Here is a 25,084-nt window from a genome sequence, read left to right on the forward strand (position 1 = left end):
ATAATTATCATTATCACTAATACCACCAATATCCGGCTTATGTGCCGATTTCAAAGGAGTCTACATTCATGAAGAAAATATTGTTCCCTCTGATGCTCATCTTTGTACTTGTATTGAGCGCATGTGGCAATAGCAGCACCTCTTCCTCAAATAAAGGAAATCAATCCACATCATCAGACAAAATTACATATCAATCAGAAAATGGTCCTGTGAAGCTGCCAGCGCATCCAAAACGTGTCGTTGTTCTCGGCTCTTACACAGGTAATGTCATGTCACTTGGTGTGAACCTTGTCGGCGTTGACTCCTGGTCAAAAAAGAATCCGCGCTTCCAAAAGGAATTAAAAGGTGTGGAAGAAGTATCGGATGCCAATATAGAAAAAATCATGAAGCTAAAGCCTGACGTCATCATTGGCTTAAGCAATACTAAAAATGTAGAAAAGCTCAAAAAAATCGCACCAACCGTTTTATTTACGTATAACAAAGTTGATTACCTTCAGCAGCACATTGAAATTGGAAAAGTATTAAACAAAGAAAAAGAAGCAAAAGCTTGGGTTAAAGATTTCAAAAAACGCGCAGCTGAAGCTGGAAAAGAAATCAAAGCAAAAATCGGCGAAGATGCAACCGTTTCTGTCTTTGAAAGTGGCACAAAAGATCTTTACGTCTTTGGAGATGCATGGGGCCGCGGAACAGAAATTCTTTATCAAGCCATGAAACTGAAAATGCCTGAGAAAGTGAAAGAAAAAGCATTAAAAGCCGGCTACTACGCAGTTTCACAGGAGGTCATCCCTGAATTTGCAGGAGACTATATGATCATTAGTAAAAACAGCGAAATGGACAATTCCTATCAAAACAGTGAAATTTACAAGTCCATCCCGGCTGTCAAAAAACATCGTGTGTATGAAGCCAATGCAGAGGAATTCTATTTTAATGACCCACTCACACTTGAATTCCAACTATCATTCTTTAAAAAGCACTTTTTAGGTAAATAAGCTGAAGCAAGGGACCTCTTCCCTTGCTTTTTTCTTGTCTGCTTCTAGCGGCAGGGACTTTTTTCCGCTACAATGACAACAAGTGAATACAAAAAGTGTGGTGCTGATTTTGTTTAAGATTCTACTGATTGAAGATGATACAACCCTCTTCCAAGAAATCAAAGAACGTCTAGTCAACTGGTCCTATGATGTCTATGGGATTCAAGATTTTCATCAGGTGCTGCAGGAATTCACGTCTGTCCAGCCTGATCTCGTCATTATTGATATACAGCTGCCAAAATACGATGGCTTTCACTGGTGCCGGATGATTCGGCATCATTCAAATGTTCCGATTATCTTCCTCTCCTCAAGAGACCACCCTGCTGATATGGTCATGTCGATGCAGCTCGGAGCCGATGATTTTGTGCAAAAGCCCTTCCACTTTGACGTACTCATTGCCAAAATTAGTGCTGTTCTTCGCCGTGTGCATGATTATAATGCAGAACCGGCCAGCCTAAAGGTATGGTGCGGCGCTACGATTGACCTAGAAAAAAACACCGTAACAAATGATCACGGTGAGGTTGAATTAACGAAAAATGAGTTATTTATTCTCAAGGAATTGATTCAGCATAAAAATCATATCGTCAGCCGTGAATCACTCATTCAAGCATTGTGGGAGGATGAACGGTTTGTCAGTGATAATACACTGACTGTAAACGTCAACCGCCTCAGAAAAAAACTAGACGAGATCTCCCTTGGCGCCTTCATTGAGACAAAAGTGGGTCAAGGCTATCTTGCAAAGGAAAAGGATGATCAATGATGCTGCAAGCATTTTTAAAAGAACGAAGAAGCTGGATTCTTTTCTTTCTTAGTTTGCAGCTCCTCATTCTGTTTGTTGCTTATTTGGATACGACCATTCCAATCGCTTCTCTTTTTTATATTGTGCTATTGTCTACATTTCTCATGATTGTCTTTCTCTTTTTTCGATATCGAAAAGAAACGGCTTATTATGAGAGGCTCAAAGAATGGGATGATGACATTGAACATCAAATGCGGTTAATCCCCTCTTCCCCATTTGAGCAGCTCATCCATGATGCGACGTCAGAGCAAATTGCACGCTACCGGCGGATGGCAGCAGAGCAGAAAATCGCTCTTGAAGAAGAAAAAGATGAATTGCTCTCTTGGATACATGAGGTCAAAACACCGCTTACAGCGATGCGCTTAATGATTGACCGTTTAACAGATCAGCAGCTGAAATCAAATATGACGTATGAGTGGCTCAGAATCCATTTATTACTTGATGCCCAGCTGCACCAAAGCAGAGTACGTCATATCGAAAATGATTTATTCATTGAAAAGCTGGACCTGCAAAGCATCATAGCGAAAGAAATCAAGGCTCTCCAATCATGGTGTATGCAAAAAGGAATCGGCTTTGAGCTGACGCTGGAGGAACGTACCGTATTAAGTGATATAAAATGGTTATCCTTTATGATCAGACAGGTACTCACAAATGCAGTCAAATACAGCCATTCTTCCGATATTGTCATTGAAAGCAAGCAAATAAATGATCAAGTCATGCTGACGATTACAGATCAAGGCAGAGGAATTGATCCAAGAGACATCTCTCGTATTTTTGAAAAAGGCTTTACCTCAACAAGACATCACAATGACACCGCCTCAACGGGAATGGGGCTCTATTTAACGAAAAAAGGAGCAGACGCTCTTCATATGACGATCGAGGTCAACTCCACGATAGATGAAGGTACAACCTTCACCTTCATCTTTCCGAAAAAGAATGATTTTGTTCATATTGCGAGCATGTGACAACAATGTCACATGCTCGTCTATTTTGTTCGCCAAATCGAAGGACGTCCAGCAGGCTTCTTTTTATACTAGAGATATCAATTAAAAGAAAAAGGGGTTCAGCAAATGAACATTTTAGAAGCTCGCAAAATTTATAAAAGCTATGGAAATAAATTCAACAAACAAGAGGTGCTGAGCGGTATTGATTTGAACATTGAAGCCGGGGAATTTGTCAGTATTATGGGGCCATCAGGCTCGGGGAAAACAACCCTTCTGAACGTATTGTCGTCTATCGATCATGTGTCCAGCGGATCCATTCGTATTGCAGATGCTGAGATGACGCAAATGAAGGATCAGCAGCTTGCGGAATTTAGAAAAAAGCAGCTTGGCTTTGTTTTTCAAGATTATAATTTACTTGATACACTCACGGTCAAAGAAAATATTCTTTTGCCTTTATCCATCTCCAAAACACCAAAAAAAGAAGCTTTTGAACGTTTTCAGCAGCTCGCAGAAGACATGGGGATTTATGAACTAAGAGACAAATACCCGAATGAACTCTCTGGTGGACAAAAGCAGCGGACATCGGCGGTTCGTGCCTTCATTCATGAACCAAGTCTTATTTTCGCTGATGAACCTACAGGGGCACTTGATTCCAAATCTGCATCTGACCTGCTCAACAAGCTGCAAGATTTCAATCGTAAACGAAAAGCGACCATTGTGATGGTGACACATGATCCTGTCGCAGCCAGCTATTCAAGCCGCGTCATTTTTATCAAGGATGGACAGATTTATACACAGTTGAATAAAGGCGCTTTAGAAAGAAAAATGTTTTTCGAGGATATTATGAAAACGCAAGGTGTCTTAGGCGGTGTGAAGCATGAACATTAATCAGCTCATCTTCCGTAACCTGAAGAAAAATTTGAAGAATTACTATTTGTATGTGTTTGCTCTCGTGTTTAGTGTCGCGCTCTATTTTTCCTTTGTCACCTTGCAGTACTCACCAGCACTTGATGATGTAAAAGGCTCCATTAAGGGCGGTGCGGCGATCAAAGCCGCTTCTGTACTACTCATTGCCATTGTTGGGATCTTCCTGTTATATGCGAACAGCATTTTTATTAAACGCAGAGGGAGAGAAATAGGCCTCCTTCAGCTCATCGGCATGACGAAACAAAAAATTGCTAAACTGCTTAATGCAGAAAATTTTATTCTATACGTATTCTCCATGGGTGTTGGCATCATAGCTGGATTTATCGGTTCAAAACTCATGCTGATGGTGCTATTTAAAGTAACCGGCGTCAGCGCCATCGCCAACCTGCACTTTTCAGGCATGGCCCTTTTACAGACACTTATCGTCTTTTTCATCATCTATGGATTAATCATGTTAAGAAATAGATGGTTTATTAATAGACAGACCATTTTATCTTTGTTTAGAACAACATCTTCGACAGAACAGCGTGTGAAAAAGATCTCTGTGTTTGAAATCATCATTGGGGTTTTCGGTATTGTCTTGATCAGCTCAGGCTATTATATTTCTTCTAAGCTTTTTACCGGCTCATATAAGTCGATGCTTGAGTTACTTTTAGCTATGATTTATATTTTAGCCTCTGTCATCATCGGTACCTTTCTTTTTTACAAAGGCTCTGTTTCTTTCATTGCCAATATCGTACGCAAAAGAAAAAATGGCTATCTCGCCATTCACGAAGTGTTATCTTTGTCATCCATTATGTTCCGGCTAAAATCAAATGCACTGCTTTTAACGATTATTACAACCGTATCTGCACTTGCCATCGGTTTGCTGGCTCTAAGCTACATTTCCTATTACTCAGCAGAAAAAACCGCTGAGCAGCAAATTCCAGCTCATTTCGTCATGGGCTCAGAAAAAGAAGCAGCAACTTTCACTCGTGCACTTTCTGACAAACATATTGCTTATGATCAAAAGCAGGTCAAAGTGATTCAAGCAAAATTTGATGCGAAAAAAATCATGGATTCAGAGTTGAAAAATATGAATAATGATCCAGGCGTATTGACACTGCCTGTGATCAGTGAGAAAAACGCACCAAATATTCATGTGGAGAAAAGCGAAGTGATTTTAAGCGGCTACAGTGATCTATTAAAGAAATTCATGCCGATTCAAAGCTCAGGCAATGTGAAACTTCTCATCAAAAAGCCTGTTGATTTGAAAGTCATGGATATGAAGAAAGATTATCTCATTTCTTACAACTTCACTTTTGGCGGTCTGCCTGTTGCCGTCGTGAGTCAAAATGTTTTTGAGCAGCTCGACAAGCAGAAAGATCCAAAGCTGCAGCTTAAGAATAGCCAATATAACGCAGTCAATATAAAAGATGATAAAAATCTTGAACAAGCAAATAGCGTGTTTACATCTTTAAAACTAAGTGACAAAAGCATGTCTCAATTAGCTTCAGCTCAGCAGCAAAAACAAACAATAGGACTGATGATGTTTGTGGTCGGATTTTTAGGTCTCAGCTTCCTTGTCACATCAGGCTGCATTTTATACTTTAAACAAATGAATGAAAGTGAAGAGGAACAAAGCTCCTACACGATCTTGCGTAAGCTTGGTTTTACTGAGAAGGATCTATTAAAAGGCATCCGGCTTAAACAGCTGTTTAACTTTGGGATTCCGCTCATCATCGGATTGCTGCACAGCTACTTTGCTGTACAATCAGGCTGGTTTTTGTTCGGCGGAGAATTGTGGACTCCAATGCTCATCGTCATGTCGATTTACACTGCCCTCTATTCTGTCTTCGGATTTCTGTCTGTCCAATATTATAAAAAGGTCATTAAAGAATCCTTGTAATCAATTCCCCATAGGCATCGCCTATGGGGTTATTTTATTTACGAAGGTGTTGATTCAAACTTGTGTGATAAAATATGGTCTCTTGCTGCATAAGCTTTTCGTTTGACCTCTTCTAGATTCACACCGACAAGCTTTCCGTTTTGTTTCACGGCTTTTCCAGCCACATAAACAGAATCAACATTTGAAGGGTGTGCCGTTTGGACAACCGCGCCAGCCGGATCTGTCATCGGCAGAAGATTCATGCTTGTCCGGTCGATTAGGATGAAATCAGCTTCTTTCCCAGGTGTAAGCGACCCAATTTTATGATCGAGCTGTAATGCACGAGCGCCATTGATCGTCGCAGCCTCAAGCATTTGATGAGCAGACAGCCCAAGTTCAGGCCCCGGCATGATCCCATCCATTAACAACGATTGATTTTGGATCGCGCGCTCTGCTTGAAGTCCGAATTTCATTTGGGCAAACAAATCTCCTCCTGTCGCTGTCACTACGTCTACACCGAGCGTTGGAAGAACACCTTGTGCAATCGCAAGTCCTGTGACAGGATAACCGTGACCCATCATCATTTCAATTTCAGGGGTAATGGATATGGAGCTTCCGCTGTCTGCCAGCATCTTCATTTGATCCGCATCAATTGCATTAATATGCACCATGTTCAAATCCGGTCCGAGTAACCCTGCTTTATGAAGCCGCTCAATCGATCGATCCTCCGCTCCCCAATTCCCAAAGCCGATGTGCATACTGCATAGAGCATCTAGAGACCGGGCTGTTTCAATTTCAAATACCGACGTCTCCCATGAAGAAAACTCTGGTCCACGAATCGCAAGTCCCATTGTTAAAAGCTGATCTGATGATTGAAAATGCGCTTTTTTCACACGTGCTGCGTCCTCCATATTGGTGAGCGTACTCTCTCTATCCCAATATTCAGCATCTCCAGAGGACCCAAAAGCAAAAACAGCTCGTATGCCCGCATCTTTTAATCCTTCAATGAGCTCTTCTGTATGATCCATTGAATTGATCATCGTCCAGTCTAAAAACGTGGTCACACCTGCATCTAAAGCCTCTAATGCCCCTAAATAATTGGCGATTCGATCGTCGGATGGGCGTCTCATCGATCCATAGTTGCCATAATAGATTTTGCTCAAATATGTCTGCAAAGACCAATCTGTTCCTATGCCCCGGATGACAGACTGCCACACATGCCGATGTGTATCTACAAGACCTGGCATGATGACCATATCAGATGCATCAACAATGTCAGCATCACTTACTTCAATTGAAGGTCCAACTTCTAAAATATGTTTCCCTTCAATTAATAAATCTCCCTTTTCAAGAAAACCTAAAGATGGATCCAGTGTTAAAAGAGCTGCATCTTTAAACAATGTTTTCTTCATCCATATCCCCCTTTTCAAATGACGAGGATAAGTGACCCCGCCTCAATGTCATTTTAAAACAGAACAGGATCAAAATAGAAGAAAAGTGACTTATCCCAATATATGAAAAGCAGACGTTTCTGAAATAGTTCTTTCGATCATCCCAAACTCAAAGAATTTCATAGGTTTTATTCCGATATATTGTAAGGCTGCTACACTTCCAACATAAAAAAAGCGCAGGATCATTACGTCCAAACGCTTCTTTGTTTGATTCTCTATGTACCTTACACAATCAATTGATACGCAATGTATAACGCAACCAGCCAGATCATGACCGCCGAAGCCTTATTAATACGGTTCATCCATTTGCCGTTTGTATCTAACTTTCCTAACATCTTCCCTAGAAGGGCGAGTCCAATAAACCATAACCAGGACACGATGATACAGGCAAGTGTAAACGCCAGCTTTTCTGCGCCGCTATATTGCAGCGAATTCGTACCAATGACACCAATTGTATCGAGAATCGCATGGGGATTTAAAAGAGAAACTGAACAGGCGAATACGATTTGTTTTCTTGCAGGCATTAATTTCTGCTTCTCTTGATCACCTGATGATGAGCTTGTGTTCCATACGGTCCATCCCATATAAACTAAAAAACAAAAACCAATGATATAAAGACCGATTTGCAGCACTGGAATGGTAAACACCACAACAGAAACACCTATGACAGCTAAAGCAATTAAAAGTGTGTCACAAAGAGCAGCCGTGATGACGACAGGCAATGCTCGATATAATCGAGGCTGCAGCGCTCCTTGTTGAAATACAAATACATTTTGTGCGCCCAAAGGTAAAATGAGACCAAAGGCAAGTACAATTCCATGAATGATCGCAATGGACATCTACTAACATTCTCCTTTTTCAGCAATTCCTACACATTTTAACATAAAACATTATGCTCACTTTCAACGAATTTGATTTTCCATACAAAAAAGCGCTGGATGCTTCCATCCATACGCTTCTCACTTCTTTATGATTGACCTTTTCGTGCAAGCTCTCTTTCTCTCAGCTCTACACGGCGAATTTTCGCTGACGGTGTTTTTGGCAGTTCGTCAATGAATTCGATTTCTCTTGGGTATTTGTATGGTGCTGTTGTGTTTTTCACATGTGTTTGCAGCTCTTTGATCAATTCATCACTTTGCACAGTTCCATCACGAAGGACGACGTATGCTTTCACGATTGATCCTCTGATTTCATCCGGGCTTGCCACAACTGCACATTCCTTCACTGCTGGATGCTTGATCAGCGCATCCTCTACTTCAAACGGTCCAATCGTATAGCCTGAGCTGACAATGATGTCATCTCTGCGGCTTTCAAACCAGAAGTACCCATCTTCGTCTTTTTTCGCGCGGTCACCCGTAATAAAGTAATTGCCGCGGCGCTGCGCCTTTGTACGCTCTTCGTCTTTATAGTATTCCTTAAATAAAGCCGGCGTTTCAAGATGGACCGCAATGTCACCAATTTCTCCAGGTGCGCAGACGTTTCCATCCTCATCAATGATATCTACTTCGTTGCCAGGGGTTGGTTTTCCCATACTGCCTGGCTTGATGTCCATTCCTTTTAGCACCCCTACGAGCAGTGTGCTTTCAGTTTGGCCATAGCCGTCTCGTACTTCTATATCGAAATGCTTTTTGAATGTATCAATGACTTCACGGTTCAGCGGCTCTCCCGCAGAAACAGCACTATGCAGCTTCGGCAGCTCGTACTGACTTAAATCATCTACTTTTGCCATAAAGCGATATTCTGTCGGTGTACAGCATAGGACATTGATTTCATTTTTTTGAAGCAGCTCTAAGTATGTATTTGGATTGAATTTTCCTCCATACACAAAGCCTTCTGCTCCACTTCCTAACACAGATAAGAGGGGGCTCCACACCCATTTTTGCCAGCCTGGTCCTGCTGTTGCCCATACTTTATCTCCTTCACTAATGGAGAGCCATGCTTTGGCAGCTGTGCGTAAATGTGCATACGCCCATCCGTGTGTATGAACAACCCCTTTAGGGTTCCCTGTTGTACCTGATGTATAGGATAAAAACGCCATGTCTGTGCGCTTTGTATCTGCCAATTCAAGTTCGTTTGATTGCTCTTCTTTTTGCACTAGAATGTTTCTCCAGCCATGATCGTTTTCACCGATTGAGAATGTTTTAAAATCGTTTGGCTGTTTGGTTCCGTCGAACGATTGAATGAATGAAGAGTAAACGATCGCTCCCTTTGCTTCTGCATGTTCAATTCGATAATCTATATCTTTTGCACGCAGCATTTCTGAACAAGGAATCACGACCATTCCTGTTTTCAAAATCGCTAAATAAATGCTGTATGCCTCGAGCATGCGCGGCACCATCACAATGATTTTATCGCCTTTTTTGAAGCCTGCTTTTAATAAAACATGTCCAATTTTATTTGCCTCTTCCACTAATGCTGCATACGTCACATGTGCTTCGTGGCCATTGCCATCCTGCCAGTGCAGGGCCATTTTCTCCTTGTCATGACTGAACGCTTCAATCTCGCTGACTAAGTTATATTGTTCTGGTGCAATTAAGTCTTCTCTTTTCATGGTACAGCTCCTTTTAGCCTCTTTCTTATGAAACGAAACATGTTTCAATTTACCTATTTTAACACTCATAACTGAAAAATGCTTGAATTAGGACCTACTCCTAGTATTATGCCATAATTTTTTTCATCCGTCTTCTTTTTTAAAAATATTCTAACTATTTATATGTACAAAAAGAAAAGAGCGGGAAGGATCCCGCTCATAAGCCATAGCTTTTAAATTGTGTGTCTTAGAAAGATCCGCCACCCATATGTTGTTGAGCGTAAGATACAAGACGCTTAGTGATTTCTCCACCAACTGATCCGTTAGCGCGAGATGTAGTTTCTGCACCAAGGTTTACACCAAATTCAGAAGCGATTTCGTACTTCATTTGGTCGATAGCTTGTGCAGCGCCTGGTACTAGTAATTGGTTAGAACTGCTTTGTCTGTTTTGTTGAGCCATGTGTTCTCACCTCCTTGTGAATATAGAATGTGTAGAAACACATGACTTCATGCGATTGATTTTATGGTAATTATTATGAAATTTTCGTTTTAGAATAGATCAGCGAATTCGTCTGCTGCTTTCTTTTCATTTGTCACAATAATTGTTTCAATTTGCTCTACTGCCTCGTCCAGCATCGGCTCGAAATCAGCAAAGCTTTCGTAGCGTTCTACCTTCTCAAGCTTTGGTTTTGTTTTAGGGGACGGCGGCGTAAAGATCGTACAGCAATCCTCGAAAGGCTGAATGCTTGTATCGTATGTGCCAATTCTTCTCGCTTCATCAATAATGTCATTTTTATCGACAGCAATGAGCGGGCGGATGATTGGTGTATTGGTCACATGGTTAATGGCATACATGCTTTCAAGTGTCTGACTTGCCACTTGACCAAGGCTTTCTCCGGTAATAATCGCAAGGGCATCGCGCTTTTCTCTTATTTTGTCAGCTATTTTCAGCATCATTCTTCTTGTTGATGTCATCGTATAGTTTTCAGGTACTTGTTTGTGAATCAGCTCTTGAATTTTTGTAAAAGGTACGATGTGAAGCTTCACTTCGCCTCCATATGCTGCCAGGCATTCTGCAAGATCAATGACCTTTTGTTTGGCACGTTCACTTGTATACGGCGGACTAAAGAAATGCACAGCTTCAATTTCAATTCCGCGTTTCATTGCTTGATAGCCGGCAACCGGGCTGTCAAAGCCGCCGGAAAGCATGAGCATCGCTCTTCCGCTAGAACCGACCGGCAGGCCGCCTGCACCTTTAACATCTTTAAATGTAATGTACGTTGCGTTCTCTCTGATTTCTATGCGTAAATGCACATCCGGCTGTTTCACATTGACCGTTAAGTTTTCCGTATTCCTTAGAACATGTCCGCCAATTTCACGGTTCATTTCATTTGAATCAAGTTCAAATTGTTTATAAGAGCGTTTCGTTGAGACTTTAAATGTATTTCCTTGTTCATACACTTCCTGTACCGCTGTTAGTGCCGCTTCTTTAATCGCATCTAGATTCGTCTCACATTTAACCGCAAGACTAAAACTCTGAATGCCAAATACACTTTTGAGCTGTTCTGAAATTGGTTCAGGGTCTTCTCCGTTCAGCATAATCGTGATGCGGTCTCTATCAGATGCAACCTTTAATGCTCCAAAATCCTTTAAGACGAATCGAATGTGCTGTCTTAGTTTTTCAATAAATTTCTTTCTATTCTTCCCTTTTGTTGAGATCTCACCAAAACGGACTAAAATATGATCATATTTCATGCTGTTATCTCATTCCTTTTAATTTTTTCACACTTTGTGCGATCGATGTGATGATTTGCGGCGTTAGCTCTGGTCCTTGTCCATACGTTAAGCTGATTCTCATACTGCTTTTGGCTACTTCCTCTGGTTTTCCCATTGCCAGCAGGACACGGCTTGGCTCTTTTTTCTTAGCTGAGCAGGCAGAGGTTGTAGAAACATATATGCCTTCTTTTTCAAGCATATGGAGGAGGACCTCAATTTGAATACCCGGCACTGAAAAATTCACAATGTGCGGCGCACTTAGCGCCTGCGGTGTGTTCATCACAATACCTTCTATGTCTCCAAGCTGTTTTTGCAGCTGCGTTTTTAAGTTCAGCATCTCATCATGATACTTGTCAAGCTGTTCAAATGATTGTTTCATGGCTTTTGCTAAGCTGACAGCTCCAGCAGGGTTTTCAGTACCTGAACGAAGCCCTAATTCCTGCTCTCCCCCAGTAATGAAAGGGGCGAGAGTGACATCTTTCTTTAAAAAGAGTGCTCCAGTGCCTTTTAAACCATGAATTTTATGGCCTGACATCGTCAAAAGGTCTACATCCAGCTGTTTATTGAGTGCTACCTTGCACATTCCCTGCACCCCGTCGACATGAAAAAGTGCGTTTTCGGCATGCTCGCGAATAATGCCAGCAGCTTCTTCAATTGGCTGGATGGCACCGGTTTCGTTATTGACGTGCATCATGCTGACAAGCACTGTATCAGGGCGAAGCACTTCTTTTAAATGAGTCATATCTGCATGGCCATGCTCATTTACTTGAATATAGGAGATGTCAAAGCCAAATAACGCCTTCAGCTGTTCAAACGATTCAATAACAGAAGGATGCTCTATTTCTGTGGTCACAATATGCTTGCCCCGGTTCATTTTGGCAAGTGCTGCCCCTTTAATGGCAATGTTATTCGCTTCTGTTGCACCAGAAGTAAAAATAATCTCATATTGTTTCAAGCCCGTGTAGTGAAGCATTTGTTTTCTCGTTTCATTTAACAGCCGGCTTGCATCAATTCCGAGCTGATGAAGCGAAGATGGATTTCCAAAATAACGTTCACTCACTTGCTGATATACTTGTAAAACCTCAGGGTACGGTTTTGTGGTTGCACTATTATCAAGATACATCATGGCGAAACTCCTTATCCTCTTGCGTTTAACTAATATGATCCGAATTCCTTTTATTTCAATATAAAGCGGTATATTGACAACCTCATCAATTCACTATATCATGCATAGTGCCATTGTCATATTTTTTCCTAAATTGACAGAATATTTAAACATGGCGGAAAAATAAAATAATAGGGGGATAACCTTATGAATAATAAGTTAAGTCAAACAGACACATTAGCCATCGGCTTAATGTTGTTTGCACTCTTTTTCGGCGCAGGCAATATGATATTCCCTCCTGTACTTGGACAGTACGCAGGTGAAAACGTATGGCTTGCGATCGGTGGATTTTTACTGACAGGAGTTGGACTTCCGCTCTTAGGTGTCATCGCCGTTGCCCTGACAGGAACTGGAGCAAAAGGGCTTGCTGACAAAGCTCATCCTACATTCGGTACCATTTTCACCGTCATTTTATATTTATCCATTGGGCCTTTCTTTGCGATCCCTCGTACTGGAACGGTTTCTTATGAAATTGGGCTGGCGCCGTTTCTGACTGAAGCGCAGTCTGAATCATGGATTCCATTATTCTTGTTTTCGATTGCTTTTTTCGGCATTACTTATGCTCTTGCTTTAAATCCATCGAAACTCGTTGACCGAATCGGTAAAATTTTAACACCAATTTTACTCGCTGTCATTGCTTTAATTGTGATAAAAGCCATCGCGACACCAATGGGTGGAATTGGCAGTCCGCATCCAACTTATGAAGGAAGCCCGCTCTTTACCGGGTTTTTAGAAGGCTACAAAACGATGGATGCTCTTGCTTCAATCGTTTTCGGAATTGTCGTTGTCACGGCTGTGAAAGAACGCGGTATTACAGAACGAAAATCGATTGCCGCAGCCTGTATTAAAGCAGGGCTTGTCGCAGCTGCTGGACTAGCTCTTGTGTACATATCACTCGCTTATGTCGGGGCGTCAAGTCCTGAGGCTACAGGCATGGTCGGGGCAAATGACGGAGGGAAACTCCTTTCGCTTGCGGCAAACTTTTTATTTGGTTCTGCTGGAAATATTGTGTTAGGAGCTGCGATTTTATTTGCATGTTTGACCACAAGTATTGGACTTGTTTCATCCTGTGGGGAATATTTTTCTTCGCTATTTCCACGCTTTTCTTATCGCACAGTAGTTTTAGTTGTATCTTTATTCAGTACATTTGTAGCAAACCTTGGACTGGCACAAATTATTTCACTCTCTGTTCCGGTTCTTGTCTCGATTTATCCGCTAGCCATCGTGATCATTCTATTATCTTTTCTCGATCGCTGGATCAACGGAAGACGAATCATTTATATCGCTTCACTCCTTTTCACAGGTGTCTTTGCTGTGATTGATGGGTTAGTTGCAGCGGAAATCCCTCTTGGCGGATTACCTGAATTTTTAGAAGCTGTTGTTCCTTTATACAAACTTGGGATCGGCTGGGCTATCCCTGCCGTACTTGGAGCCATTATTGGTCTTCTTATTTCTTTGTTTACGAGTCCACCTAAACAGCCTGCTTAATCAAGCATCAAAACTAAAAACATCCCTTTCCATAAGAGAAAGGGATGTTTTTTTATGTTCTTCATATACTAAAATAGAAAAATTCATGACTTTTGTATGAAAACACATGTTGACATCAGGCGTACATCCTTTATAATTAGTGAATGTTAATGAAGAACCGTTTTAGCAGCTAATTAACAGAATATTTCAACATAATATTGGAGGCTTTATATTCAATGAAGGCAACATTGTCGACGAAAGATACGATTATTATAGGTTTTATGTTATTTGCTTTATTCTTCGGCGCCGGAAATATGATTTATCCACCAGAGCTTGGGCAATATGCCGGAACAAATGTATGGAAAGCAATGGGCGGATTTTTATTAACAGGTGTCGGTTTACCTCTACTCGGGATTATTGCAATTGCTTTAACAGGGCGTGATGCAAAAGGACTTGCAGATAAGGCTCACCCAGTGTTTGGAACAGCATTTACCGTTATTTTATATTTATCCATTGGGCCGCTTTTCGCTATTCCGCGTACAGGAACGGTTTCGTATGAGATTGGCGCATTACCATTTTTATCAAGCGTACCAGCTTGGCTGTCCCTTCTTTTATTTACACTCGTCTTTTTCGGTATTACGTATTACCTTGCTTTAAATCCAACGAAAATCGTGGATCGTGTAGGGAAAATATTAACACCGATTAAATTTACGATCATTTTTATTATCATTGTTAAAGCCATTTTGACACCGATGGGCGTCATTGGTACACCAGATGTATCTTATAGCAACGGATCGTTTTTCAAAGGATTTTTAGAGGGCTATAAAACGATGGATGCTCTTGCTTCTATTGTATTTGGAATTGTTGTCATCAACGCGATTAAAGGACGCGGTGTGACAAGTAAAAAGGCACTGGCTTCTGCTTGTATCAAAGCGGGTTTGATTGCAGCTGCTGGATTAACCTTCGTTTACCTGTCACTTGCGTATCTAGGTGCTTCTAGTACACATGCCATTGGATTCGTTGGAGATGGAAGCAAAATCTTAGCTCAGTCTTCTCAGTTCCTTTTCGGCAGTCTAGGAAATATTGTGTTAGGTGCTGCTATCACAGTCGCTTGTTTAACAACAAGTATCGGTCTTGTCACATCATGCGGAGAGTATTTCTCAAAGTTACTTCCTAAGCTTTCTTATAAAATGGTCGTGACACTTGTTACATTATTTAGTTTCATTATTTCTAACTTTGGACTTGCTCATATTGTTGCTTTCTCTGTTCCAGTCTTAACAGCGATTTATCCGCTGGCGATTGTGATCATCGTTCTATCACTTGCTGATAAATGGCTTGGACATAGAAGACCTGTGTATGTCCTCTCGTTAATTTTAACAGGGTGCGTCAGCTTATTTGACGGCTTAGCAGCAGCAAAGCTTCCAATCGGTCCAGTAAAAGACATTTTCCAAACAGTGCTGCCTTTTTATGACCTTGGCATTGGCTGGCTTGTCCCTGCGATACTTGGGGTCGCCATTGGGTTCGTGATCTCACTTTTCACTTCTTCTGCTTCAGAAGAACGCCAGAAACAGGCATCATAATACAAAAAAAGCTGAAGTCCTATCAATGGACTTCAGCTTTTTTATTGATGCTGATATTCTTTTTCGTGCTGAGCTAATAGCTTCTGAACGGCTCCAGGTGATGCTTTTTCAACAGCTGATGCTGCTACATCAAATGAACCATTATAATCGTACGCATAAAATCTTCGCTCTGCCTCTTTTAGTTGTTCTGAAAGAATATGATTTTGGCTTCTAAAACGATTGCCATATTGAATGATTCGTTCAATTTGATCCACTTTAGTGAGCATTTCTTCCGTCCCATTCACAACATGTCTCACTGTGTCAGAGGCTTCTTTTAATTGCTCATTCACAGCTGGCATGTTGAGCGGCAGGTTCTCCAGCTGCTCGTGCACTTGCTGAATCATCTCCTGCGCTTTTTCAGCCTGCTCTTTCATATCAGCAGGTACACCTGGAATATTGCTTTTTTGCAGCTGACGCACTGTATCTGTCAGCATCGTTTTGAGCTCAGCCAGTGTTTCTCTCGCTTGCAGCTCTTCTTTTCTTAATGATTGAAGATGATCCTTAAATGTATCATGCAATGTTTTCGCATCATCGATAAAGGTCTCAAGCTGATTGATTTCATTCATTAATAATGAATATGCGACATGGTCACGATCAAGCTTCTCGCGAATTTGTTTCATGAGCTTTTCGATTTCTTCTAAGCGTTTTTCGAACGCCTTCTGTTGATCAAGCTCTCCGGCTGTCAGTTTGTAGCTTTCTTTTACAAGAGCTGTTTCTGCCTTTGTTTGGGTGTGATCCTGCTCGAGCTTTTCAAATGCTTCCGTCAGCTCAGGCATTTTACTTTTGATTTCCTGACCTGCTTCTACTTCCGCTTCCAGCTGATCATACAGCGTCTGAATGGCATCATCAATCATTTGCAAAATGCTTGATGCTTCTTCCAGATTGAGTTCATCAATCAGTAGTTTTTCCGCACGGGTCAGCTGTTTGTTTAAGTTCTCAAGCTCTTTAGTGATCTGGATGTGCTCGAGCTTGTAGCCTTTGTCTGTCATTTCTTTATATCCGTCTTTCAGCTTCGTCAGCTGGCCTGGTACGGTTTGTTTACAGTCTGCAATGAGCTTCGGTACATCATTGATATACAGCTGAAGCTGATCGAGTCTGCGGTCTTGCTCAAGCAAAATCTTTCTTGCTTTCATATAGTTGCCGTTTTCTGTCTCTTCTTCGTACTGCTTGATCCCTTCCCAGGCTTCATCTAAGTCCTGCTCCATTTTGTCATAAAGGGTGCCGTATAAATGGCTGTACGCAAGCAGATTTTTTCGAACTGTTTGATATTGTTCTTTGACCTTTTCAATGTCCTTGCGATTTTGCTCCTCGCTTGTGACAAGGTCTGCAATCTCTTTTAAAATGTCTTCAATGTTCGAATCAGCAGCACTCAGCAAGTCCTCAATGTGCGTAAGAACTTGCTTGGCTTTGGAGAATCGATATTTATCAGAATACTCTTCTGCATCATATAATAGCTCCTCTACCTTTGGAAGATGGGCTGTGACGATATCGTCCCACTCTGCACGCCATCTTTCAAAAAATTGCTCTGTTTCTCCGGTCATTTTTAAATGTTTGATCTTTGAAATTTCTTCTACAATTGATCTGTTTAAAATTTCAATTTTCCATGCTTCCAATCGGTCAATCTCTTTATATATATTTTTTCGCAGGAAATAACCGACTGAAAACAAAGCAAGCAAAATGACAATTAAACCGATGATTAACTCCATAATGAGCCCCCTTGTTGTGATCTAAGTGATGTCAGGGTAAAAGTGTCCCGAGTAGACCTGAGAACCCTTTCGTGTCCGCTTTGCATTTGTTTTTTTATAAGCAGGATCGTATGTTTTCCAATACCATCCATTCACGGTTTTATGTATGTTTTTTCAAGAAAGTATTTGTGCGCTTTCTATCATTTGATCACACGTATCAATGTGACCTGCTTTTATGTATGCGGAAGCTGTCGTTTTCATTGTTATTATGATACCATGTAACCAGCATTTTTGGTCATGATTTTTCATTATTTTCGCTGATAAACATCACGTTTTTCAAAATATCGACAAGAGGTGACGACATGCTGAAACAAGATGCACATCTACATACACCGTTTTGCCCGCACGGTTCGCTTGATTCTTTTCATTCTTATATTGAAAAAGCCATTAAAAAGGGATTTGATTCCATAACCTTTACCGAGCATGCCCCGCTGCCTCCATCGTTTCAAGATCCAACACCTGAGCAGGATAGTGCCATGAAGCTCCAAGACCTTGAAGCGTATATAACGAAACTGGCTCAGCTGAAACAAGAATACAAAGGACAATTAATAGTAAAAACTGGGCTTGAGGTTGACTTTATCAAAGAGTATGAAGAGGAAACAAGAACCTTTTTAGACTGCTACGGTCCGGAACTAGACGACGCCATTTTATCTGTTCACTTTCTTCCTGCTGGCGATGATTATATTTGCCTTGATTTTGACGAGCATGCCTTCCAGCAGCTAATAAGCATCTATGGCAGCATCGAACAGGTCTATCAAAGCTACTATGACCAAATTCATTCTTCTATTCTATCATCTTTAGGCCAATATAAGCCAAAGAGAATCGGTCATATCACCCTTGTCCAGAAATTCAAACAGCTTTTTCCATATGAAATGTCACCTGAACTTTGTCAAAAGGTCACCCTTTGCCTTGAAGAAACGGCAAAAAAAGGCATGTCCTTAGATTTTAATACATCAGGTCTTCGTAAAACATATGCCAGAAGTATCTATTTAGATCAATGGATGATAGACCTTGCAAAAAAGAAAAAAATTCCGCTCATATTCGGCTCTGATGCCCATCAAGCGGAAGATCTCGGATATGCGTATGATCAATTCGAGGACATCATGAGGTTCAGATGAGAATCTAGTGCCGGCTCTTTTGGTTCTAACAGATAATGAAGCGAGCGGCTCAGCTCCTTAAAGTACATTTGATAGAAATACGGCTCACTTGGGTTCAAATAAAGCACCTCTGTTAAATATTGCGGCTGTAAATATGGCATCATGAGAAGTGATTTAAGCTGAATCATAAAGGATGCGAGTGAAAGCTGCTCACAAATAACATGGGTGCTTTTTCCTTTTTCAATGATGAGCTGAAACAAATACTTTTCTTTTGTTAAATATGTCGACATGATTTCTCTGATGAGTGTCGAATCAATCGTCACCTCCCGATAAACGAAACGGGTTAATTGACGGTGCTTGTGCTGATAAGATAAAATATCAAAAACCACATGTAGTAAGCATTCTTTTGCATGACGGGTTTCCATGTGATGGAGATGTGATTCAATCATGTGAATGTAACCTTCATAAAAATCGGATACGAGCTGCTCAAGCAGCCCTCCTTTTCCTTGAAAGTAATAAGAAATGTGGGCAACGTTGACGTTTGCTTCCTTCGCAATCTCACGGACAGAGGTTCCAGAAAATCCTTTTTGGTTAAAAAGTCTGATGGCAGCATCCATAATACGGTCTTTTGTTTGCACGGTTGTTGATGTTTTCATCCGCTCACCCCTCTTCATGTGTACATACTTCAAGATGAAGGCGGAAGTTCCTTTTACAATTGCTCGACAAATCCCACATGCGAGACGCAAGTTATGTATTTTTAAGATAGAAAGTAGGAGATTTTCATGTTTCATGTCGAAAAACAGTCTGGCGATCCTTCAAAAGACTATCAATTGCTTGTCAAACAGGTAGAAGCCATTACAGATGGTGAACCTGATCTGATTGCCAACTTGGCAAATGCAGCTGCGCTGCTCTATCACTCACTTCCTGAAGTCAATTGGGCAGGGTTTTATTTAGCAAAGGGCGGCGAGCTTGTGCTTGGACCGTTTAACGGACTGCCTGCATGTGTGCGCATCCCTTCTGGAAAAGGCGTTTGCGGTACAGCGTTTGCGACAGGTGAAGTGCAGCGTATCGCTGATGTCCATGCATTCCCTGGACATATTGCCTGTGACGCAGCATCGCAATCTGAAATAGTCATTCCGCTCAAGGTCAATGGACAGATCATTGGGGTGCTCGATATTGACAGCCCTGTGAAAGACCGCTTCAGTGAAGTAGATGAGTCCTACCTTATTCAATTTACAGAAATTCTCCAACAGGCGTTATCCGTCTCTACGGATGCGTAATCATGAAGAAAAAGCAGGCACATTGTCTGCTTTTTTATGTTTCTTTATATAATGGAGAACGTCACCTCTGCCTCTAAATAGGTTGACTTCTCCTACCCAGCGTCATATAATAGAGTTTGTGTGAAATATGGCAGCCTTTTTGTTCGGCTTTTTTGTATCATTTTGTTCCTTCTATATTATGAAGGTGTATCTTGTAACTCCCTGCTGCTGGAGCGAGGATGCATGAAAACATAATGACGAAAAAGAGGAAGAACAGACGGTTTTTATTTTTCACAAATAAAAACAATAAGGAGGAGTCACATTATGGCTCGCTATACAGGTCCAAGTTGGAAGATTTCCCGCCGTTTAGGCATTTCATTAAGCGGAACAGGTAAGGAACTTGAAAAACGCCCTTACGCTCCAGGCCCACATGGTCCAGGACAACGCAAAAAACTATCTGAATACGGTTTACAATTACAAGAGAAGCAAAAGCTTCGTCACATGTACGGTGTCAACGAACGTCAATTCCGTACACTATATGACAAAGCTGCTAAACTTCCTGGTAAACAAGGTGAAAACTTCATGATCCTTCTTGAAACTCGCCTTGACAACCTAGTATACCGTCTTGGCCTTGCTCGTACTCGCCGCCAAGCTCGTCAGCTAGTAAACCATGGTCACATCCTTGTTGATGGAAGCCGTGTAGACATCCCATCTTTCTCTGTGAAACCAGGTCAAACGATTGCTCTTCGTGAGAAATCTCAAAACCTTGCAGTAGTGAAAGAATCAGTTGAAGTAAACAACTTCGTTCCTGAATACCTTTCTTTCGATGCTGAAAAGCTTGAAGGAACTTTCACTCGTCTTCCAGAGCGTTCTGAATTAGCGCCTGAAATCAGCGAACAACTAATCGTTGAGTTCTACTCTCGTTAATTTCATTACTTCTCTAAGAGAGAGCAAACAAACCCTAGATCCCTTGATTGTTCAAGGATTTCTAGGGTTTTTTGTTTCAGGTTTTAATGCTTGAAAAGTTGACATAGGCGTCACCCCTTTTCAAGGGGATTTAGCCAAGACCACCTTTGAGTAAGCCGTACATTTGTACATAAGATCATTGGAAGAAACCTCCCATTTCCAATCACCTCTTTTCCTCGACCGTCCCCTGTATTCTTACTTCAACTAAACCTGTCTCATTTTTTATATACAAATATAGGAAATATTTCATTGAAGTGCCTTTTTTCTATTGGTACAATCATGATAGATGACATATCAGTCGTATGGTCTTCTATAGTACTTAGATGGGGGAGTTCCATGTATAGTATCACGATCATTCTATTCTTACTTTTAACCTTATCAGTGATTGCCTATTCTCTTCTAAGAAAAAAACAGATTATCGATGAGCCGCCCAATAGATTTGCTGCAAGTCTGTTTATCTTCCTGCTCTTTTTTTCTATCTGCTTTGTGATCGCGGTTCCATGTGTATTGCTATACATCGTCGTTTTAGGCGTGAATTTTCTTTTTGGAGAAACCATCACGTATGATTCGTTTCTTTCTTTGATCTCTTTCTCTTTGTTCGTGAGTGTTATCGTCGTTTTTTGGTCACCTGTCCTTCTATTCATAGGAAAAGGACTGGCTTATCTCCTTAAACTTCCTGTATGGCTCACTTATGCTTTGGAATGGGTGAGTTCTTGGATCGTTTTACATCTCTCTATCAAGTATGTCCTTTACTTAAACTTTATGAATGTATCGATAGGGGATGACGGCGTATTGATTTTATCATTCTTTGTCAGTTTTTTATTTATTGAGATTGATCTCGTTTACTCACGTAAGAAACAACGAAAACAATCGCTTAATACGCAAAAAAGCTCCTAGATATCTTTCTAGGAGCTTTCAAACTTTTATTCTGGACTTGTCCATTTTTTGATGAGCTGCTCTGTTGTCATGACAGTCGCAAATTCATCATGCAGGGTTGCAAGTGAGAGCCGGTGGATCGTATCTGGGTCAAAATATGTACCGTTTTGATCTGTTAGTCCAAAGGCGGCTGTTGCATCTGAGATCAGATACGTATCAAAGCCAAGATTTCCGCTCATTCTTGTGGTTGTTGATACGCAGTGAGGTGTTGTTAATCCTGCAATTACGACCGTGTCAATCTGATTTGACCTTAGTTGTTCCTCCAAGCTTGTCCCTATAAAGCTGCTGTTGACTTTCTTTTGTATCACTGTTTCTTCCTCTAGCGGTTTAGCCATATCTTTGAAAAGGTGCCCTTCATTTGCTGGATGAAATACAGAGTCCGGATTGTCGGATGTATGCTGAATATGAATCACTTTCCAGCCCTTCTCTCTCCAAAACGTCAATAGCCGGCTAATATTCTCCTCTGCCTCTAGATTATTGCGTTCTCCCCATTTTTCATGCTCGAACGCTTTTTGTACATCTACAATGATGAAAGCCTTTTGATTCGTTTTCACAAACGTCCACCTCCGAAAATTCTCATTCACTACATGTAGTGTAAGGAATGGTGGACGTTTTGTACATGTTTTTTATTCGGCTATGTACGATGGTCTGTTTCTGTATCATCGTTTTGCCACCCTTTTCAATATCTCTAGCTGCCATATGCCAGTTGACATCAAAAAAGACAGCATATGCCGCTGTCTTTTCGTTTTTTTAATTCGTATTCTGTCCTCCGCCGTTCAGTCCTTCTTTAATGTAGCCTTTCACTTGGCTTGAGGTTAATAGACCGATATGGCCAACGCCATGGATCAGAACGTTTCTTGCGCCAATTAAACGAGAGAGGCTGTTGACGACGATGAGATCAGCTGAGCTGTAGACAGATGTGTAAAGAATTTTTTGATTTGGATCTGTGCCTGGTAATGCTCTGCTTGAAACGAGTCCGTTTGCTCCACCAATTGTGACAACGTTTTCAATTTTATCGCCGCCATCTAGATTCTTAATATAGTATAATGTGTTCGCTCCGCCCATACTATGAGCCACAATATCTACTTTTTTGGCACCCGTTTTGTCTAACACATCTTTGACGAATCTGGATAGACGCGGACCATTGTTGCGGTTATTTCCTGTTTTGTCTATGAAATCGATAGCATATAATTGGTTTCGATCCCAGCCTTGTGTGGCCAAATAACTTTTAATAGAAAAAAAGTTATAAGAGGCACCGCCAATGCCGTGTACCATCACAACCGGATTATGCTCAGCCGCCTTCACCTCTTTCGGCTGGATAAAAGCCATTGAACCAATCACCAATGCAAGCGCAATGAGAATTTGCAAACTCCTTTTCTTAACAAACATCACTTTCATTCCCCCTTATTCATCTTATACGACTCTATTTTATACAAGAAAAATATGTCAGAAAAGTGAACAAGGTAATGTTTATGAGATGATTTTACAAAAATATAAATAATCAAAAAGCACCTTGGACTTTTTTAAATTAAAACAAAAAGACTACGAGACCTTCTTTCTTTCATATATAATATCAATAGACTAAGGAGGTTCTACTAGATGCTATTTACTCAAACACCTGCACCACCCTACTATGCCGCGATCTTTACATCAAAACGAACAAATGTCGAGCAGAAAGAATACGCTGCAGCTGCTCAAAAAATGAAAGAATTAGCGAAAGATCTAGATGGGTTTCTTGGAATAGAAAGTGTACGAGATGAACATGGTGTTGGAATTACTGTCTCTTACTGGGATTCATTAGAAGCCATCAAAGAATGGAAAGCACATACAGCACATCAGCGTGTTCAAAAAAAGGGGAAAAAAGATTGGTATGAATCCTATACAACCCGAATTTGTAAGGTAGAACATGCTTATACAAACAAAGATTCACTCCTTGAACAAGAAGCAGACGAATGAGCTACTTCTACATAAAAAAGAAAAGCACCTCAATGTTGGGGTGCTTTTCCATGATGCTTACTGTTTCATAAAGATTTATTTATACGTCACGAGGAAGTATTTCTTTTTCCCTCTTCTTAAAACGGTAAATTGGTTTTCAATTCGGTCGTCAGCGGAAAGAACATAATCTTTATCTGTTTGTCTCTCTCCGTTGATGGAGACAGCACCATTTGTGATATCTTCACGCGCTTGACGCTTTGATGGAGACAGCTTTGATTCCACAAGGATATCGACTAGTGTTAATTCTTCTGTGCTGCTTTTCTCCATTGATGGAACATCCTTAAAGCCTACTTTCACTTCTTCAGCTGTAAGAGATTTGATCTCACCTTTAAATAGCGCATTTGAGATGTTAACAGCCTGTTCTAGTGATTCACGGCCATGTACAAGTGTTGTCACTTCCTCTGCTAAACGGCGCTGCGCTTCACGCTTTTCAGGTGCTGTTTGCACTTTTTCTTCGTACGATGCGATCTCTTCTTTTGATAAGAACGTAAAGTATTTTAAGTATTTCACGACATCACGGTCATCTGTGTTGATCCAGAATTGGTAGAACTCGTATGGAGACGTTTTTTCTTTATCTAACCAGATGGCGCCGCCTTCTGTTTTACCAAACTTTGTGCCGTCTGCTTTTGTGACAAGCGGCATCGTCAGACCAAATGCTTTTGCCCCTTCTGCTTCAGACTTACGGATCAGCTCAAGTCCAGATGTGATATTTCCCCACTGGTCACTTCCGCCGATTTGCAGCTTACAATTTTCATTTCTGTAAAGATTTAAGAAGTCTAAAGACTGAAGGATAACGTAGCTGAATTCTGTGTAAGAAATCCCTGTTTCGATACGTGAGCTCACGATATCTTTTGCCAGCATGAAGTTTACACCAAAGTTCTTTCCAACATCACGAAGGAACGTGATGACATTCATTTGGCTGATCCAGTCGTAGTTATTCACGATAACGGCTGGATTCTCCCCTGCTTCAAAATCAAGAAATTGAGACAGCTGTCCTTTGATTTTTTCTGACCACTGTTCGACGATTTCTGCTGGGTTGAGTGAACGTTCTGCTTTTTTGAAGCTAGGGTCGCCGATTAGTCCAGTTGCGCCGCCAACAAGAGCAATCGGATGATGACCTGCTTCTTGGAATCTGCGTAATGTTAAAATTGGCAATAGATGACCAATGTGTAAGCTGTCAGCTGTCGGATCAAAGCCGGAGTATAGTTTGATTTTTTCTTCTGCTAATAATTTTGTTAAACCTTCTTCATCTGTTTGCTGCTGAATTAATCCTCTGAACGATAGCTCTTCCATCAATTGACTCATTTCCAAATCTCCTTTTTTTACAATTCAACAAAAAAACGCCCCTTCGAATGAACGAAGGGACGATATATATCGCGGTACCACCCTGCTTAAAAGACAAAAAATCTCGTCTTTTCACTTACACTGATAACGGACAGATCCGTTCTTTCACTAATCAGGGCATGCTCCTTTTCGTAAAAGCGGTTCGTGAGGGTAATTCGAATATCTCTTT

General features: G+C 41.0%; 23 protein-coding genes and 1 other annotated feature (1 of these 24 only partly in view). Of the genes, 12 read left to right on the top strand and 11 right to left on the bottom strand.

Going from position 1 to position 25,084, the window contains the following annotated elements:
• Positions 1 to 68: 68 nt before the first annotated feature.
• The 5 genes from MHB41_RS13270 (at position 69) to MHB41_RS13290 (ending at position 5,586) form a co-directional block, all read left to right on the top strand.
• Entirely contained in the window at positions 69 to 989 is a 921-nt protein-coding gene (locus MHB41_RS13270; RefSeq protein ID WP_176966877.1) for an iron-hydroxamate ABC transporter substrate-binding protein, read from the top strand.
• 109 nt (positions 990 to 1,098) lie between these two features.
• Entirely contained in the window at positions 1,099 to 1,788 is a 690-nt protein-coding gene (locus MHB41_RS13275; RefSeq protein WP_065214755.1) for a response regulator transcription factor, read from the top strand.
• Positions 1,788 to 2,792, top strand: coding sequence for a sensor histidine kinase (locus tag MHB41_RS13280; RefSeq protein ID WP_340900046.1), 1,005 nt, complete (start codon positions 1,788 to 1,790; stop codon positions 2,790 to 2,792). The genes MHB41_RS13275 and MHB41_RS13280 overlap by 1 nt, the downstream gene beginning before the upstream one ends.
• 105 nt (positions 2,793 to 2,897) lie before the next feature.
• Positions 2,898 to 3,659 (top strand): ABC transporter ATP-binding protein, encoded by a 762-nt coding sequence (locus tag MHB41_RS13285; RefSeq protein WP_041115000.1) that lies wholly within the window; start codon positions 2,898 to 2,900, stop codon positions 3,657 to 3,659.
• The gene (locus MHB41_RS13290; protein WP_327827687.1) at positions 3,649 to 5,586 is read left to right on the top strand and encodes an ABC transporter permease; all 1,938 of its coding nucleotides are present in this window, start codon (positions 3,649 to 3,651) and stop codon (positions 5,584 to 5,586) included. The genes MHB41_RS13285 and MHB41_RS13290 overlap by 11 nt, the downstream gene beginning before the upstream one ends.
• Positions 5,587 to 5,624: 38 nt before the next feature.
• Here the strand turns inward: MHB41_RS13290 and MHB41_RS13295 are convergent, their stop codons facing one another.
• The 6 genes from MHB41_RS13295 to MHB41_RS13320 form a co-directional block, all read right to left on the bottom strand.
• Positions 5,625 to 6,977, bottom strand: coding sequence for an amidohydrolase family protein (locus MHB41_RS13295; protein WP_041114996.1), 1,353 nt, complete (start codon positions 6,975 to 6,977; stop codon positions 5,625 to 5,627).
• A gap of 263 nt (positions 6,978 to 7,240) precedes the next feature.
• Complete coding sequence (locus tag MHB41_RS13300) at positions 7,241 to 7,855, bottom strand: LysE/ArgO family amino acid transporter (protein WP_252049705.1); 615 nt, start codon at positions 7,853 to 7,855, stop codon at positions 7,241 to 7,243.
• Positions 7,856 to 7,983: 128 nt separating this feature from the next.
• Entirely contained in the window at positions 7,984 to 9,567 is a 1,584-nt protein-coding gene (locus MHB41_RS13305; RefSeq protein ID WP_061109475.1) for an acyl--CoA ligase, read from the bottom strand.
• A gap of 226 nt (positions 9,568 to 9,793) precedes the next feature.
• Positions 9,794 to 10,006 (bottom strand): alpha/beta-type small acid-soluble spore protein, encoded by a 213-nt coding sequence (locus MHB41_RS13310; protein WP_024424829.1) that lies wholly within the window; start codon positions 10,004 to 10,006, stop codon positions 9,794 to 9,796.
• Between the two features lie 89 nt (positions 10,007 to 10,095).
• The gene (gene thiI, locus MHB41_RS13315) at positions 10,096 to 11,301 is read right to left on the bottom strand and encodes a tRNA uracil 4-sulfurtransferase ThiI (protein ID WP_061109476.1); all 1,206 of its coding nucleotides are present in this window, start codon (positions 11,299 to 11,301) and stop codon (positions 10,096 to 10,098) included.
• A 4-nt stretch (positions 11,302 to 11,305) separates the two neighbouring features.
• A complete protein-coding gene (locus tag MHB41_RS13320; protein ID WP_061109477.1) occupies positions 11,306 to 12,448 on the bottom strand; it encodes a cysteine desulfurase family protein in 1,143 nt (380 codons plus the stop codon).
• 186 nt (positions 12,449 to 12,634) lie between these two features.
• Here MHB41_RS13320 and brnQ (MHB41_RS13325) point away from each other — a divergent pair, with 186 nt between their 5' ends.
• Both brnQ (MHB41_RS13325) and brnQ (MHB41_RS13330) read left to right on the top strand, forming a co-directional pair.
• Positions 12,635 to 13,975, top strand: a complete 1,341-nt coding sequence (brnQ, locus tag MHB41_RS13325; protein WP_061109478.1) for a branched-chain amino acid transport system II carrier protein — start codon at positions 12,635 to 12,637, stop codon at positions 13,973 to 13,975.
• A gap of 215 nt (positions 13,976 to 14,190) precedes the next feature.
• Positions 14,191 to 15,534 carry a branched-chain amino acid transport system II carrier protein gene (gene brnQ / locus MHB41_RS13330; RefSeq protein WP_034279555.1) on the top strand — a complete coding sequence of 448 codons (1,344 nt, stop codon included), beginning with the start codon at positions 14,191 to 14,193 and terminating at the stop codon, positions 15,532 to 15,534.
• Between the two features lie 41 nt (positions 15,535 to 15,575).
• On the opposite strand, the gene ezrA is transcribed toward brnQ (MHB41_RS13330), so the two are convergent.
• Positions 15,576 to 17,279 (bottom strand): septation ring formation regulator EzrA, encoded by a 1,704-nt coding sequence (gene ezrA, locus MHB41_RS13335; protein WP_340900045.1) that lies wholly within the window; start codon positions 17,277 to 17,279, stop codon positions 15,576 to 15,578.
• 341 nt (positions 17,280 to 17,620) lie between these two features.
• On the opposite strand from ezrA, the gene hisJ reads away from it, so the two are divergent.
• Positions 17,621 to 18,436: a histidinol-phosphatase HisJ gene (gene hisJ / locus MHB41_RS13340; RefSeq protein WP_034279551.1), complete on the top strand. Its 816-nt coding sequence runs from the start codon at positions 17,621 to 17,623 to the stop codon at positions 18,434 to 18,436.
• Here the strand turns inward: hisJ and refZ are convergent.
• The gene (refZ, locus tag MHB41_RS13345) at positions 18,406 to 19,071 is read right to left on the bottom strand and encodes a forespore capture DNA-binding protein RefZ (protein WP_024426169.1); all 666 of its coding nucleotides are present in this window, start codon (positions 19,069 to 19,071) and stop codon (positions 18,406 to 18,408) included. The two genes, hisJ and refZ, sit on opposite strands and share 31 nt — an antisense overlap.
• A gap of 126 nt (positions 19,072 to 19,197) precedes the next feature.
• On the opposite strand from refZ, the gene MHB41_RS13350 reads away from it, so the two are divergent.
• The 3 genes from MHB41_RS13350 (at position 19,198) to MHB41_RS13360 (ending at position 21,537) form a co-directional block, all read left to right on the top strand.
• Positions 19,198 to 19,695, top strand: a complete 498-nt coding sequence (locus MHB41_RS13350; RefSeq protein ID WP_061109481.1) for a GAF domain-containing protein — start codon at positions 19,198 to 19,200, stop codon at positions 19,693 to 19,695.
• A 303-nt stretch (positions 19,696 to 19,998) separates the two neighbouring features.
• Positions 19,999 to 20,601, top strand: a complete 603-nt coding sequence (gene rpsD, locus MHB41_RS13355; protein ID WP_024424838.1) for a 30S ribosomal protein S4 — start codon at positions 19,999 to 20,001, stop codon at positions 20,599 to 20,601.
• A gap of 375 nt (positions 20,602 to 20,976) precedes the next feature.
• Positions 20,977 to 21,537, top strand: a complete 561-nt coding sequence (locus MHB41_RS13360; protein ID WP_056768221.1) for a hypothetical protein — start codon at positions 20,977 to 20,979, stop codon at positions 21,535 to 21,537.
• A 26-nt stretch (positions 21,538 to 21,563) separates the two neighbouring features.
• On the opposite strand, the gene MHB41_RS13365 is transcribed toward MHB41_RS13360, so the two are convergent.
• Together MHB41_RS13365 and MHB41_RS13370 are read right to left on the bottom strand one after the other, a co-directional pair.
• Positions 21,564 to 22,130 carry a cysteine hydrolase family protein gene (locus MHB41_RS13365; protein ID WP_024426172.1) on the bottom strand — a complete coding sequence of 189 codons (567 nt, stop codon included), beginning with the start codon at positions 22,128 to 22,130 and terminating at the stop codon, positions 21,564 to 21,566.
• Positions 22,131 to 22,326: 196 nt separating this feature from the next.
• Entirely contained in the window at positions 22,327 to 22,968 is a 642-nt protein-coding gene (locus MHB41_RS13370; RefSeq protein ID WP_024424844.1) for a triacylglycerol lipase, read from the bottom strand.
• A 207-nt stretch (positions 22,969 to 23,175) separates the two neighbouring features.
• Here MHB41_RS13370 and MHB41_RS13375 point away from each other — a divergent pair, with 207 nt between their 5' ends.
• Positions 23,176 to 23,532, top strand: a complete 357-nt coding sequence (locus tag MHB41_RS13375; protein WP_061109482.1) for an antibiotic biosynthesis monooxygenase — start codon at positions 23,176 to 23,178, stop codon at positions 23,530 to 23,532.
• 75 nt (positions 23,533 to 23,607) lie between these two features.
• Here MHB41_RS13375 and tyrS read toward each other — a convergent pair whose 3' ends face one another.
• Positions 23,608 to 24,876, bottom strand: coding sequence for a tyrosine--tRNA ligase (gene tyrS, locus MHB41_RS13380; protein ID WP_025092286.1), 1,269 nt, complete (start codon positions 24,874 to 24,876; stop codon positions 23,608 to 23,610).
• Positions 24,877 to 24,928: 52 nt separating this feature from the next.
• Positions 24,929 to 25,084 (bottom strand) — a binding site (T-box leader) (it continues 76 nt past the right edge of the window).

It is taken from the genome of Bacillus sp. FSL H7-0578, assembly GCF_038630855.1.
Lineage (GTDB): Bacteria > Bacillota > Bacilli > Bacillales > Bacillaceae > Bacillus > Bacillus safensis.